We start from the raw sequence: 14,594 nt of genomic DNA on the forward strand, positions 1-14,594 counted from the left end.
GAGGATCAGACATGATTTACCAACCTATGCCAATCGAATTCTATCAACAGCCGACTCTAGATTTGGCGAAGGCGCTGCTTGGCTGTCTGCTTGTTAAAGAATCGCCGGAGGGTGCAGCTTCAGGATATATCGTTGAAACGGAAGCCTACATGGGCGCTGGAGATCGTGCAGCGCACAGCTTTGGAAACAGACGAACGAAGCGAACGGAAATTATGTTTGCATCTGCAGGACATGTCTATACCTTTATGATGCACACACATACACTGGTCAATGTTGTAAGCGGGCTGACGAATATTCCGGAAGCGATTCTGATCCGTGCTGTAGAGCCGTGCGACGGATTGCAACTCATTAAATCAAGGCGGCATCGCGTGAAACAGGCTGTAAATCGAACCAACGGGCCAGGCAAGCTGACCGAGGCGCTGAATATTACCAAGGAAGATTATGGACGCCTGTTAACGGAAGCGCCAATTTATATTGCGGCGGGATTTGTTCCCGACCAAATTGAAAGCGGTCCGCGTGTCGGCATTGACAATACGGGAGATGCACGATTTTATCCATGGCGCTATTGGGTTTCCGGTAATCCTTATGTCTCCAAAACACGAAAAGTAAAGAAATGTTAGATAATCTAACAGTAAAAATAAGTAAAAATGCTGATAGAATGGGAAATTTTAATTAAAAGGGCTTTCACAGAAAATTTTAATTTAAATTGCAAATTAGGTATTTACAACTTTGATAAAGTCTGATAATATCAGTGTCAACCACAAAAAGTCAGAAAAATAGGAAGTGAGAATAATGGCACACGTTGTGAACAACATACGAGTGAAAGGCTTGATTCGAATTATTTTGCGATTGCGCACATAAAAGACTGAAGCAAAGACCATTTAATTAAAATGGAATTGTTTGAGTCTAGCTTATCATCGTCAAAAATAGGCGCTCAAGCAATCGCGAAGAAGCGCCTATCCGAGAAAATCACGGATGGGTTTTTTTATTCGGATTTTCGGTGTTCGATCAGTGGTATCAGTCAAGTGGGTTGCAAAGTGTCATATCTATTCTTAATTGGGGTCTTTTGTGGCGGAATATTTTGATTATTTAAATCATAAGAGAAAAAAATTATTAAGGAGCGAAAAAGGATGAATGCAGAGAGGAAACAGAAAATGAAGGATTATTTTATGGATCGAATGTATAAGTGTTCGGCGGGTATTGCCAACGCAATCTTAGTAACATTAGGTATGGGGCTTCTCTTTGAAACATTGGGCAAATTTACCGGCTACCATCCGTTTATGGTAATCGGCGGCGCAGCCAAAGTACTGCTTGCTCCGGCGATCGGCGCAGGTATTGCTTATCAATTAAGGGCAAATACATTGACCATGTTTAGCGCGATGGCTTGCGCGGCAGTTGGTGCCAATGCTATCGTGATTCAGTCGGCCGTACCCCAAGTATTAACGATAGCTCCCGGACAGCCGGTCAGTGGTGTTATCGCAGCCGTGATCGCGGTCTTTGTCGGTAAGAAAATCAGTGGAAGAACGAAATTCGATATGATGGCGATTCCGTTTGCCTCCATTTTTGTAGGCGGAATTTGCGGATACGGTCTTGCACTAGTCGTAACACCGGCGCTGAACCAAGTAAGTGCGATGATTACCCATTCTGTACAGGGTTCCCCACTCATCGCTTCGATGGTTATCGCACTGGTTTGGAGCATATTCCTGATGTCGCCTGCTTCATCAGCGGCACTGGCGATTGCGCTTCAGCTTGATCCGGTTTCGAGTGCTGCCGCGCTGATCGGATGTACGGTTCAATTCGTTGGATTTACAGTGATGTCATTTAAGGAAAATGACTTTGGCGGTTTCTTTGCACAAGCTCTTGTTACACCTAAGGTTCAATTCCCTAATCTCGTGAAAAATCCGAAGCTTGTTATTCCTCCGTTCGTTGCGGCGGTAGTCAGTGCACCAATCGCAACCATGCTCCTTCATTTCCAGGTGCCTTACGAACTTGGCGGACTCGGCCTCAGTTCATTCATCGCTCCTTTGAACATACTGGCCTTACAAGGAGTTAAAGGTCTGATGGCATTTGTTGTCGCAGGCGTCTTAATTCCCGGTGTCATCACCATCGTGCTCTATCGTGTGATCAAGTTGTTCGGTTGGGTTAAAGCCGGCGACCTCCACATGGAAGTGCAATAATTAATCGAACAAAAAACTACAGAGAGAAAATGTTGACTGCAGCGATCAAGGATATCGCTGCAGTTTTTTTTAGGTAAGAAAGTTTATCGTTTTGGCTTGTTGGTACGATGATATGGTCATAAGATTCGGTTGGGCGATCAGGTAAGCGGCTGATCTGAGAACTAAACGGAAAAATTCCGTTTAATTAGAAAATGAATTTTTTGCTCGGTTTTCTTACAAGATAAGAAAGTATAAGATTTTGCCCCGTATTTAAACGAATAAACCAGTGCCTTGGCCGAGAATCAAAGCGGAGGAGCGAGACGCCTGCGGGATCAGGTGCCAGCGAGACCCCGCAGATACGAAAATGTATGAGGAGGCCCGCGGTGCGCCCGCGGTCGCGCTCAGTTGATGCGAGCAACCGAAGCAATGACTCAGCACCGTAAAGACACAAACCAATGCCTAAAAGAGGCTCAATTCATTCGCAGAAATCGTCTGTGACTTTAGCTGATATGGGCTGGACACATATAGGAATATATGGTGATAATATAGAGGCAGCACCCGGTATTAGAGGAGATGTGAGAAGTTGGCGAAAGCAAAAGCGAAAACAAACGCCATGCGTTTATTGGATTCAGAAGCGATCAGCTATGACGTGCAAACCTATGACATTAGTGATGGACTTATTGATGGTGTGTCTGTTGCTCAGAAGCTGGGACAAGATCCCCGGCAGGTGTTCAAGACACTCGTGACGCAAGGCCATAGCGGCGAATACTACGTATTCGTTGTTCCTGTTGCTGAAGAGCTCAATTTAAAAAAAGCAGCAGCAAGAGTATCTGAAAAAAAGGTAGAAATGATACATGTCAAAGATATTCAGAAACATACGGGCTATGTACGAGGAGGCTGCTCGCCAATCGGGATGAAGAAGGAATACAGAACAGTGATTGATGCCTCGGCACAATCCATTAATCCCATCATTGTCAGTGGTGGTAAAAAAGGCGTACAAATCCTGTTAGATGTTGACGACTTAGTGAAGGCGGCACATGCTGAATTGGCAGACATTATTAGATAATGAACATTTAATAAATAAGAGATGCAGGAATTAAAAACGGATAAGGTGCCGTAAGAATTGCGAAAAAAAGCGCAACTCTTGCGGCTTGTTTTTTTGTGAGATAGGTACTCAAATAAAAATAGTCCAATGCATAGATGATCAAACCGGAAAGCAGAACGGCAACGGCAAACATCAAGGTACTTATCGGTGATGAATAGATGGTGTCAAAATCAATGAGCGCTACATGAATTCTTTTGCTGAGTACACCGACAGAGGCAAGAAACAGTGATCCAAATAAGTTAGCAATCAGGCTGATCAGCCAGAGACCGAAGATCATGCGAAATGACTCGGTACCTCGAGCTTTAATACTGAAAAATTTAGTGGACAGAAAAAAAACGATACCATTTAGAACCAAATTTGCTATTGCAGCCAAACCGAACAAAGGCGGAAGGAAATAAAACATGAAGACTGGGAACGTCGCATTATTAAAAAATACAGGAGCGCAAATCATATCATTTTCCTTCTTCCAATGCAGCAATGGGAGCGCGCTCCCGGGTTAAAAACAAAAGATGAGAAAACTTGGCGCCGGAGGAGCGCCCCTCTAACCGAATTTCTTTTTCTCTTAGCTCCAAATATAAAAAATCAATTAATGATTCGATTGTTTGAATAAATTCCTTTAATTTCTTCAGGTGATTTTCCGCGAACAAGCAAACAAAAATTTTCATAGCCGATCTCAAGATGGGCGTTCATCAGTTGTTCCAAAGCACGCAGTCCTTGAGGATGCTTGTGAATTTTTTCAATTTCATTTTTATACAGATCAATAATTGATCTTTGAACAAAGTGGGGGGCGTATTGCAGGGCATAGGCATCTTTTCCCAGCATCAGACCGCAAAGGTACTCATATTTAAATTGAAGCTGCCGTGTGAAATTCACAAGATGCAACAGCCGATAGAATGTGTTCGGGTAGCTTTCCTTGAAATTCTCAATGGCAGTTTGTGCTTTTCTGAGATCCTGAATGCTGCTGATTGTTTTCATCGAATGAAACCCTCCTCGTCAATTGGATCCTCGCGGAAAAGATCCCTTCTAATTATATGCCTTCGTCTGGCATACCGAAACATTGTCTGTCCTAAATTCATCATTTCGCCAAAAGAAAGCGTTTGCTTTTTAAGCGATCTTATTATAAACCGATGCCGTTATTACTAAACTGCATCAATAATTGTATTTCTCTAAACAATGACTTGCTGAAGCCTATTCTAAAAAGGTTACACATTAAGAGTAACCTTTTTTTAGCACGCTGTAAAATGATTCTTTTTATTCAATGCGCGCCTTATGATTCATTCCGGCTGGTGACCGAATATAGTAAAGAAACTGACCGAAAAAATCACATCGGAATGTGCACGGATATTGAAGTTTCCGTCGGTGCATGTTATAGTTATAACTCAATAAGGGTCAATTTATAAATTAAAAAATCAAAGTTTAATATACCATAATATCTTATTTAAGTCAAGTGAAATAGATTGATTTTCATAAAATATACCATTTTTTATAAAGATCAAACAATAAGAGGTGTTCCTTTTATGGCTCAAAGTGAACGAAAGCAAGAACAAGAGCGCATTAATGAGGTTATAGATGTTATTGGAGAAAAAGTTGAGAAGATCACGGGGAAAAAAAGCGATGTTAAGCAAGGAATCGTTGATTTGAGAAAAAATTTCTGGGATGACGTCACAGTCAACTTGGATGAAACAGACGACGTATATGAAACTCAGGCAAGCATTAAGCAGCAAGCCGAATTGCTGTCGGAACGCGAACGCCGCCACGGGCAAATGAATAAGGAGTTAAAGACGTTGTTCAGACTTCAAGACACGCCTTACTTTGGCCGTATTGATTTCCGTGAAGAAGATGAACGTCGGGCAGAACATCTCTATATCGGAATTGGGTCACTGATGGACGCGAAAAATGAGGACTTTCTAATTTATGATTGGAGGGCGCCGGTTGCAAGTATGTACTATGATTACGCACCGGGTCCAACGAAGTATGCCTCATTAGATGGAGAAGTGCGTGGAAATATGACGTTAAAGCGCCAGTTTATTATTCGCGGAGGCAAAATAAAGGGCATGTTTGATACGGGGCTAACGATTGGCGATGCATTGCTTCAAGCTGTACTCGGCGGTCGTGCCTCCTCTCAAATGAAGAGTATCGTTGCAACAATACAAAAAGAACAGAATCAAATTATTCGAAATGAAACGGATCGTTACCTCATCGTGCAGGGAGCTGCGGGCAGTGGAAAAACATCTGCTGCATTACAGCGAGTCGCATTCCTTATGTATCGTTACCGCAAAACACTGCGTTCGGACAATATGCTGCTTTTCTCACCAAATCCACTCTTTTCCAGCTTTATTTCTAATGTATTGCCTGAATTAGGTGAAGAAAATGTGGTGCAGACAACGTTCAAGGATTTTATTGAGGAACGTATCGGCAGTGATCTTCAATTGGAAAATCCATTTGATCAAACGGAAAGCTGCCTAACGATGGCCGATGGAGAACAATTAAAGACGAGACTAACCGGTATTCGTTTTAAAGCGTCGCTTGCTTATCGAGATATGATTGATCATTGGTTGGAGCACTTGAAGTCTGAAGGAATGATTTTTCGAAACATTACATTCCGCGATCAAGTGATTGTTTCCGGGGAGGAAGTCGGGAACTATTTCTATGCGCTGCCGCATGAACAAACACTGCTGAACCGTTTGGAACAAGTGCGTGATTGGCTGCTGCGCCGCATGGCCGCTTTTTCAAAACGTGAACGAAAAGAAGACTGGGTACTTGAAGAGGCAGAACTGCTGGACAAATCGGACTATGCGAGCATCTTCGAGAAACTGCAGCAACAAAAGCAGTTCAGTGAGGAAACATTTGATGATTATGATCGTGAAGAACAGTTGCTGCGCAAAATTGTCATGAATCGGCGAATGAAAAAGTTGAGACGACGAGTAAAGCAGCTCGATTTTGTGAACTGCCAAAAAGTGTATAGTGAAATTTTCTATCAGAATTATAACGAGGATTCAGCACCTGACCGTTGGGCAGACATCTGCCGTTCAACACGGATGCGCTTTGAGGAAGGCGACTGTCCGTGGGAGGATGCGGTACCCTATCTCTATATGAAAGAAAAGATTCAAGGAAGAAAAGGGAACCACGAAATCCGCCATTTGATCATTGATGAAGCGCAAGATTATTCACCGGCGCAATTAGCTTACCTTCAAGCCGCTTTTCCACGTTGCCGGATGACGATTCTCGGCGATTTGAATCAGGCGATTTACGCACAGAGTCTAGACGCAGACACAATGCTTTCGGAACATCTCTATAATGCTGAGGATGTGAAGAAGCTGACGCTGCTGCGCAGCTATCGTTCGACAAAGGAAATTATGAATTTTGCCCGGGAAATTGTGCCGGGAGGCGAACAAATCGAACCCTTTGATCGCAGTGGAAAGCTTCCTGAATGGATTGATGCAGCGGGTAAATCGGATAAAGTATCAATCATTTTGGATAAAATTGCTTCATTTCAGCAGAATGGCTTTGAAACCTTTGCCCTAATCGGAAAAACAATGAAGGAATGCCGGGAAGCCTATAGGTTGTTGAAAAAGAAGATTGATGTTAAATTGATTACTCAAGCGACTTATCAATTTGATAAAGGCTTTATCATCATTCCTACTTATTTGGCAAAGGGAATTGAATTCGACGCGGCGATTATCTATGACGCTTCATCCGAAAATTATAGTCGTGAAAGCGAGCGAACCATTTTCTATACAGCATGTACACGTGCGATGCATGAACTGGTTCTGCTCTCCAGCGGCGAGGCGAGTCCGTTCCTTGATTCGGTTCCAACCGAACACTATTTGCGAACACGCATCAGCGAGTAGCATTTTGATTGTTTGAAGGGACAAGTTTATTTAGGCTAACTGGTGAGTGGCATTTTTTGCCACTCCCTTTTTTAATACACTAGAAAGGCGGAGGGCACGTTCAATTGCCGTTCGCAGGGTCTGCATGTTTGCAAACTTTACATTAGGGAGGAACTGTACTTGTGAAGAAGTATCAAGCTGTGTATTTTCTTATCCTCGCCAACCTGTTTTGGGCGGGAAATTATGTATTTGGCAAGTACGTAGTGAGTGAAATGACGCCGATTCAGATGACCTTTGTGCGTTGGGCACTAGCCATACTTGTTTTGTTCCCTCTGGCACAGGTGATCGAAAAACCAAAATGGCGCGAGGTTTGGAAACGTTGGAAGATCTTGTTGATTCTCTCCTTGCTCGGCATTGTCGGCTACAATGTGCTGCTGTACGAAGCACTTCGTTTCACAACATCGTTAAATGCCGCCCTTGTAAATTCAATAAATCCGGCGATGATTGCTATTTTTGCAGTGTGGTTACTGAAGGAAAAGCTGTCGCATGTGAACGGATTTGGTCTGTTTGTTTCCTTAATTGGTGTGCTGCTCGTTTTGACACGCGGTGAATTGCTGCATGTGTTCACCATTCACTATAATCAGGGTGATCTGCTTATGATTCTAGCAATAACCGTCTGGACTTTTTACACTTTAATTGGTAAGAAGATGGAAAAGCTTCCGCTGATTGCCGCAACGGCAGTGTCAGCGATGCTTGGATTAATTGTGCTGTTTCCATTTTTTTTGGTGTCGGGTTTTTCCTACCATCTGAGTGGTACGGCCACCGTAGGCATCATGTACATCGCCTTCCTTCCATCGGTCTGCTCGTTTATTTTTTGGAACCGTGCTGTGCACACTGTTGGCGCCAGCCGCTCCGGCATCTACTTGAACCTGCTGACTGTGTTTACTGCATTAATCAGCTTGATCCTAGGCAATCCGATAACGATACCGCAAATCCTAGGCGGTGTACTGGTCGTCATTGGTGTTTATTTAACAAATAGAAGATCCTCAGCAAGTAAAGAACAGAACCAGCCCGCGTAAATACTTAGAACGAATCAAATGTTTCATCCTATAGATAGTCAAAGAAGCCATTCGCTGCATGCAGTGAATGGCTTCTTTTTTGAAGAATACGTGTTTCGATCGGCACATCCTTTACTTCTCTGGTATACGCAGTGTGACCGTTGTACCGTGTCCAACCGCGCTTTTGATCAGCAATCCGGTGCCGTAGAGATGTTGCATTCGGCTGTTTATACTTTTCAATCCGACGCTGTGTCCATTATTTCTACTTAGCGCGCTTTGTATCTGTTCATCGGTCATGCCAACGCCGTCATCCGTAACTTGAATGATACAGGCTTTGCTTTCACGGCGAACGGTCAAAGCTACTTGAACGCCTTTCTTGCGGTTGCCAAGCCCATGTTGTATGGCATTTTCGACAAGGGGCTGGATCATAAGTGGCGGAAACGGGAAATCAAGCGAATCATCGACATCAACAGTAACGTGAATCCGGTGCTTGAATCGCATCTTTTCAATTGCCAAATAGGATTGGACGAGAGCCAGTTCCTTTTTAAACGAGCTTACTTCAGATGTGTTCTGAAAGTCAAAGCTGCCGCGCAGGTACGCAGCAAATTGCGCAGTCATTTCACGGCACTCCTCAACGTCCTCATAACTGAGGGCAATAATTGAATTAAGAACGTTGTATAGAAAATGCGGACGAATCTGTGATTGGAGAAAAGCAACCTCCATATTTGTTGTTTGACGCACTGCGTTTTTCATAAGTAAGAGTCCACGAATGCGCGCTGAGAACTCCGAAAAATTATAAGGCTTTTGCAAAATGTCATTTGCACCCGAGCGGAACGCATAATGTTTGTCTGTATTTATACTTGCGGCAGTCAGCATTAATACGGGCAGGCTGGTCATGGTGTACTGTTCGCGAATTTTGCGGCAGACATCAAATCCGGACATGCCGGCCATGACCAAATCCAGAATAACGAGGTCCGGACTTTCATGGGAGATGACCCAAAGAGCCTCCTTGCCATTTTCTACAGCAATAATGTTATAGGGAACTTTCTCCAGCATCGTGACAAGCATTTTTAAATCTTCAGGATCATCATTGACCACCAAGAGAGTCGGTGCGTTTGTCTGCTGAGAATAGTAAGGTGTGGTCAAGGGTTTTACCGGAACCGGCTCTGTGATTTTATGATTCATCCGATTCGGTTTGCTGACCTTTTCCTTTTTTTGATTTAAGAGCGGTACTGTAACATGAAAATCAGAACCAGTACCAATCATGGAATGAAACCAAATTTTTCCGCCCAGAAGTTCAATTAGTTTTTTTGTAATACTTAGGCCGAGACCTATTCCCTCTTTTTCATGGGTCTCTGCCTGCTGTATAGGATCAAAGATCGCTTGATATGCTGCTCTGGGAATTCCGACTCCGGTGTCGGCCACGATGATTTCCACCTCATTGTCCAGCCGTTTTGCAGTGATTGTAATTTTTCCTTGATGGGTGTATTTTACAGCGTTATCCAATAGATGGTTTATGATCTTCCGCAATCGATTGCCGTCAGTCCACACAGGTGGAAGGTCATCGGCCAAGATGCTCTCAATATGCAATCCTTTCTTTTCAGCAAGCTGTATGTAAAAGGACATCTCGAGATTGATCAAGGAGGAAATGTCAATGAGACTCTTATTCAGCGTCATCATTCCTTGACTGATTTTTTCGAGATCCAGAATATCGCCGACAAGATCGGAGAGGCGGTAGCACATATGAATGATGGCTTCAATTTTATCGTGCTCTTCTCTCACCAAATGGCTGCCCTTGCTTTTCAGCAACGCTTGAGAAGTTGTAAGAACTCCGCCAAGCGGTTTTTCAAATTCATGGGCAGTGCGGGCGATGAATTCGTCTTTGAGTGTATCAATTCGCAACAGTTTCTGTGTCGACTCCTCAGTCTGATGAAATGCACGAGCAAAACGCTGCGACATCAGAAGAGATAGCGAAAGAATGCAGCCGACGGCCGAAATTGAGTTCAACGCAAGAATTTGTCCAGCATTGTATGCATTGAGTATGGAAGTCAGTGTACTGAAACTCAATGAAAAGGCACAGATAATAAGGAAACCGCTGCCTTCCATTCGACGCATAACGGCTAATATAAATATGTAGGTGGTGTAAATCAGAGTAAATACGGCAAGCAAACCAAAGAAAATTAAAAAATAACTGGTTGTCAATTTTATAGAAACCAGGTTGATAAAGATCAGAGCACTGCCAATGCTATGAACAGCTAGGATGACTTTCTTTGAAGTCAGCTCTTTATATGAGGAGGCGAGGCTCATTATGATCATCATCAAGCCTAGAACGGTAAACGTGCCTTCCAAACGTGCGTGCAGCCAAAAGGGAAGCCACGGGAAAGGAATATAGAGAATTCCTTCGAGATCGAACGTGGCGAGCATAATTCCGGTAGACAAGCTCATCAAGGAAAAGTATAAAAAGGATTTCTGTTTTCTCATTTGGAGATAATGACCAAAGTAAAATAAACCCATTATGAGAAAGGGCACGATGACCAGACAGCTTGCCAGCAGTGAAAAGTCTCTCATTTGAGAAATATGCTGCTCTGTACCAAACGAGACCGGCTTGGCAATCCCCCAGCCGTTTATAATTTTATAATTGGAAAATTGAATAATCAGTTCGTTATTGCCTTTTTTAATTGGAAAATAGCGAACGTAGGGGGCGGTTTTCGGCTCGAAATGTTCCGGGTCGAGCTGCCCGCTTTGACCGATTAATTGACCGTTTATATATACTTTATTAGCCGTGTAGATAATTGGCACTTTAATTCCAAATAGTTGATGCTCCAGATCTGTCCGTATAATCAGTCGATAGGTGCCGGAATCGGGACGCTGTCTGCTAGAAGGATCACCAATATTGTTGTAAGGAACTTTTGTGAAAATGGGATCTTTCCCTGAGCCGGAATGAATGTCCTTTGGCGTTAATAATTGATTACGGTAGAAGGTCCACTCACCATTTAATTGTACGTTTCCTTGTTTCTCGAAATTCCAATGTTCCAGATTGAGTACGCCGCGCTTTGCTTTGAAATGGCTGTTTTCCGATAAATTTGAAAGACCAAGAAAGACTAAGAACAAAGCAGTGTAGCCGAGTATTATAAAGCTTAAGATTGCTATTTTTTTCATTGCGGCATCCCTTGCTTCTGTAAAAATCTAAGTTGTCCCGTTCGCAATCAGTTGCTCGATTCTTCTGATGGTTGATTAACACTTATTTTATAAGAAACGCTTGTCCCATGACCGACGGCACTTTGAATCATGAGCTTAGATCCAAAATAGTGCTTCAGTCGTTCGTTAATATTTTTCAAACCGACGCTTCGGCCGTGATTTTGTGACAGGATGCTTTTTATCTCGTCTTCGTTCATACCAACGCCATCATCTGTTACCGAAATCTCATATTCATGATCATGCTGCGCGACAGATAGTGTAATCCGCCCGCCTGTTTTTCGTTTGCCGATGCCGTGCTGAACGGCATTTTCTACAAGCGGCTGGATCATCAGCGGAGGCAATGGAAAATCGATCGTTTCATCGATATCCATGCTGATTTGAATCCGGTCTTGAAAACGCATTTTCTCAATCTTTAAATAGGATCCCACCAGTGCTAATTCCTTTTTGAATGTGCTCATCGCGGAGGTGTTTTGAAAGTCAAAGCTCCCGCGCAGGTAGGCCGCGAACTGAGCCGTCATTTCACGTGATTTTTCAATATCCTCATAGCTCAGCGCAATGATTGAATTAAGGACATTATAGAGAAAATGGGGGCGAATCTGTGACTGAAGGAATGCAACCTCCATGTTTGTCGCTTGATTGGCTACCTGTTTCATCAAGATCAATCCGCGAATACGAGCGGAAAACTCGGAAAAATTATAAGGCTTTTGCAAAATATCGTTGGCACCTGCTCGGAATGCGTAATGCTTGTCATCATTGATGATTGCCGCGGTCAGCATCAACACAGGCAATTCGATTAGGCTGTACTGTTCGCGGATTTTTCGGCAAACATCGAATCCGGACATGCCCGGCATCATTAAGTCGAGAATAACAAGATCCGGCTTGGCATGTGACACGCTCGTCAGTGCTTCCATTCCATTCTTCACAGCAACGACATTGTATGGAATATTCTCAAGCATATCAATCAATATTTTGAGATTCTCCAAGTTATCATCAACAATTAAAATGGTAGGCGCATGAACGGAACGTGAGTGATAAGGAGTAACAAGAATTGGAACAGCTGAATCACTGGTTGCGTTCAAATTCAACTGCGTTGGGACAAGACGGACTGCCGCTCCGGGTTTGATCGTTTGATGTCGATCAAAAACAGGAATGGTGAAATGGAAAGTCGTTCCAATTCCAACTACCGAATCAAACCAAATTGTCCCCTGTTGCAATTCAACGAGCTGTTTGACAATGCTGAGACCAAGCCCAGCGCCTTCGCTTTGGTTGAGTTCATCGCTTCGTTCAAAGGAGTTAAAAATCCGCTCGTATTCTGAGGAAGGAATACCGATGCCGGTATCGGAAACCGTGACTTCAACTGCGCGTCCCTTTCGCCAAGCACGTAAAGTAATTTGTCCGCTCTGAGTGTAGTTGACCGCATTTTCCACAAGGTTGTTTAGAATCTGTCGAAAGCGATTCTCATCGGCATAGACTAGCGGCAGGTTTGAAGGAATCTCATTGACAATCGTCAATCCCTTTTTTTCAGCAAGCAATTTATAGAAAGCCAGCTCTGTTTTCGCGGTTGTAGCGACTTCTAATGGAATAAGGTTAAGCGTCAGACTGCCTTGCTTGATCTTTTCCATATCCAGAATGTCGTTGACCAAGGCGGACAGTCGATAGCCGATCCGCGTGATCATTTGAATTTTATCGGCTTCCTCGCTAATTTTTCGATCGCGTTTTCCTGCCAGCAGAGTTTGCGCAGTATTAATGATTCCGTTGAGCGGTGTCCGGAACTCATGGGAGGTCTTGGCGATAAATTCATCCTTAAGTTTGTCGTTTTTAATTAGTTCCTCGGCCAATGTCTCGCTCCGCGCAAAAGCGTTCGAGAACCGCTTGGACATCATGAGTGAAAGCATGAGCAGGAAAATTAATGAAAAGATGGAGTACACCGAAAAAGAGTTTTTAGAGTTGTAAGCACTAATGGTGGTGATAATGACAAAGGTGCTCATTGAAAATGTGCCGATTGTCAGGTAAATGCTCCCTTCCATGCGCTGGATGATCGCAAGAACAAAAATATAGGAAGCATAAGCTAATATGAATACGGCCAAAAACGAGTGAAGATAGTAGGCCAAGTATGATGACAGAAAATCAAAAGGCAAAAAATCCAGGATCAGCGTGAAAAGCGAGAGTGCTGCTCCAAAGATCAAAATCTTCTTGGAAACCAACTTCGGATAGGCGTAATAAAGGTAGAGAAGAACTGAAATACCAATGCCGATCGTGGTCGCGCACTCTATTATTGTCAGGTCTGATAATGAGAGACTTGGGTTAAAAAGATAGATAACACGGCTCTGGCTGATCCAGGAAATAACAACTGCAAAGAATAAGCAAAATATTGAAAAGAACAGCAGATGAATATCCTTCCTGCGCTGAAAGTAATAACCGAAAAAGTACAGGCTCATGAAAAAGAAGGCGACGATCATTAGCATATCATTAAATAAAGCAAAGTCGTGACTGCGCGCCATTTTTTCTTGTGTACCCAATACAATCGGTTTCGTTATTCCTTGACCGCTGCTGCCCTCCGCTCTGGCAGCTTGGATTACGAGTTCATTTATTCCTTTTTTTAATGGAAAGTAAGTCACATAGGGGCGAAGCGATGCCTGCATGGTGCTGTCAAGAGATGGTTTACCGCTTTGCCCAATTAAATGCCCATTCATATAAGCCCGATTTGAGCTGTAAATGACGATTGTGCGCAGACCAAAGATTTGACCGCCGCGCTCCGAATGAATTAAGAGCCGATACGTGCCTGCCTGCGTCTCAGAACTGGTTTTCGATATAGGATTTCGCGTGTTTTCAGGAACATTTACCATCAATGGATTTTTGCCTTGTCCGGAATGAATAGCCCTGGGTGTAAGCAGTTGATTGGGATAGAACTGCCACATACCATTTAATCGGACATTGCCGCTTTTTTCAAAATTCCAATGATCGAGGTTGATGACTCCATTCTTTGCCGTGGGCCCGTTGACATCGTAAAAATGCGCCAAAGATAAAAAAATTAAAAAGAGACCGATATAACAAAAGAGGACGGTAAAAAAGGCAAACACACGATGCATAGTAGGGTCACTCCTGAACTTGTTCGACTACTTGTAATTCTATCAGTTCGGTTTCGCAAATTGAATAGCCGTATGAAGATAAATATAACTTAAGTTCGTTCTTGTTTTCATGGCTAGTGGTATAATCAATGTAACAAAATTGTAATACTCGGAAAATG

Annotated in this window: 9 protein-coding genes; 5 read left to right on the top strand and 4 right to left on the bottom strand. The window is 43.2% G+C overall.

Annotated features, from left to right (window positions below):
- Positions 1–11 precede the first annotated feature (11 nt).
- From AC1MBV_RS10275 to ybaK, 3 genes are all read left to right on the top strand, one after another.
- On the top strand, positions 12–620 hold the full coding sequence (locus AC1MBV_RS10275; RefSeq protein ID WP_480948194.1) for a DNA-3-methyladenine glycosylase: 609 nt from the start codon (positions 12–14) through the stop codon (positions 618–620).
- Positions 621–1,154: 534 nt separating this feature from the next.
- The gene (locus AC1MBV_RS10280; protein ID WP_480948195.1) at positions 1,155–2,177 is read left to right on the top strand and encodes a PTS sugar transporter subunit IIC; all 1,023 of its coding nucleotides are present in this window, start codon (positions 1,155–1,157) and stop codon (positions 2,175–2,177) included.
- A 592-nt stretch (positions 2,178–2,769) separates the two neighbouring features.
- Positions 2,770–3,222 carry a Cys-tRNA(Pro) deacylase gene (gene ybaK / locus AC1MBV_RS10285; protein WP_255747935.1) on the top strand — a complete coding sequence of 151 codons (453 nt, stop codon included), beginning with the start codon at positions 2,770–2,772 and terminating at the stop codon, positions 3,220–3,222.
- A gap of 7 nt (positions 3,223–3,229) precedes the next feature.
- Here ybaK and AC1MBV_RS10290 read toward each other — a convergent pair whose 3' ends face one another.
- Together AC1MBV_RS10290 and AC1MBV_RS10295 are read right to left on the bottom strand one after the other, a co-directional pair.
- Positions 3,230–3,739: a hypothetical protein gene (locus AC1MBV_RS10290; RefSeq protein WP_255747797.1), complete on the bottom strand. Its 510-nt coding sequence runs from the start codon at positions 3,737–3,739 to the stop codon at positions 3,230–3,232.
- Between the two features lie 104 nt (positions 3,740–3,843).
- Positions 3,844–4,236, bottom strand: a complete 393-nt coding sequence (locus tag AC1MBV_RS10295; protein ID WP_253060569.1) for a hypothetical protein — start codon at positions 4,234–4,236, stop codon at positions 3,844–3,846.
- A 542-nt stretch (positions 4,237–4,778) separates the two neighbouring features.
- Here AC1MBV_RS10295 and helD point away from each other — a divergent pair.
- Both helD and AC1MBV_RS10305 read left to right on the top strand, forming a co-directional pair.
- Positions 4,779–7,112 (top strand): RNA polymerase recycling motor HelD, encoded by a 2,334-nt coding sequence (gene helD, locus AC1MBV_RS10300; RefSeq protein WP_480948196.1) that lies wholly within the window; start codon positions 4,779–4,781, stop codon positions 7,110–7,112.
- Between the two features lie 161 nt (positions 7,113–7,273).
- Positions 7,274–8,170: a DMT family transporter gene (locus AC1MBV_RS10305; protein ID WP_480948197.1), complete on the top strand. Its 897-nt coding sequence runs from the start codon at positions 7,274–7,276 to the stop codon at positions 8,168–8,170.
- A gap of 111 nt (positions 8,171–8,281) precedes the next feature.
- Here AC1MBV_RS10305 and AC1MBV_RS10310 read toward each other — a convergent pair whose 3' ends face one another.
- Together AC1MBV_RS10310 and AC1MBV_RS10315 are read right to left on the bottom strand one after the other, a co-directional pair.
- Positions 8,282–11,308, bottom strand: coding sequence for an ATP-binding protein (locus tag AC1MBV_RS10310; RefSeq protein WP_480948198.1), 3,027 nt, complete (start codon positions 11,306–11,308; stop codon positions 8,282–8,284).
- A gap of 47 nt (positions 11,309–11,355) precedes the next feature.
- Positions 11,356–14,436, bottom strand: coding sequence for an ATP-binding protein (locus AC1MBV_RS10315; protein WP_480948199.1), 3,081 nt, complete (start codon positions 14,434–14,436; stop codon positions 11,356–11,358).
- Positions 14,437–14,594 lie beyond the last annotated feature (158 nt).

The sequence above is a fragment of the Sporolactobacillus sp. PKPK-6 genome, assembly GCF_056678885.1.

Coding starts and splice junctions, on each gene's coding strand:
- AC1MBV_RS10275 (WP_480948194.1), top strand. CDS start 12: ATGATTTACCAACCTATGCCAATCGAATTCTATCAACAGCCGACTCTA.
- AC1MBV_RS10280 (WP_480948195.1), top strand. CDS start 1,155: ATGAAGGATTATTTTATGGATCGAATGTATAAGTGTTCGGCGGGTATT.
- ybaK (WP_255747935.1), top strand. CDS start 2,770: ATGCGTTTATTGGATTCAGAAGCGATCAGCTATGACGTGCAAACCTAT.
- AC1MBV_RS10295 (WP_253060569.1), bottom strand. CDS start 4,236: ATGAAAACAATCAGCAGCATTCAGGATCTCAGAAAAGCACAAACTGCC.
- helD (WP_480948196.1), top strand. CDS start 4,779: ATGGCTCAAAGTGAACGAAAGCAAGAACAAGAGCGCATTAATGAGGTT.
- AC1MBV_RS10310 (WP_480948198.1), bottom strand. CDS start 11,308: ATGAAAAAAATAGCAATCTTAAGCTTTATAATACTCGGCTACACTGCT.
- AC1MBV_RS10315 (WP_480948199.1), bottom strand. CDS start 14,436: ATGCATCGTGTGTTTGCCTTTTTTACCGTCCTCTTTTGTTATATCGGT.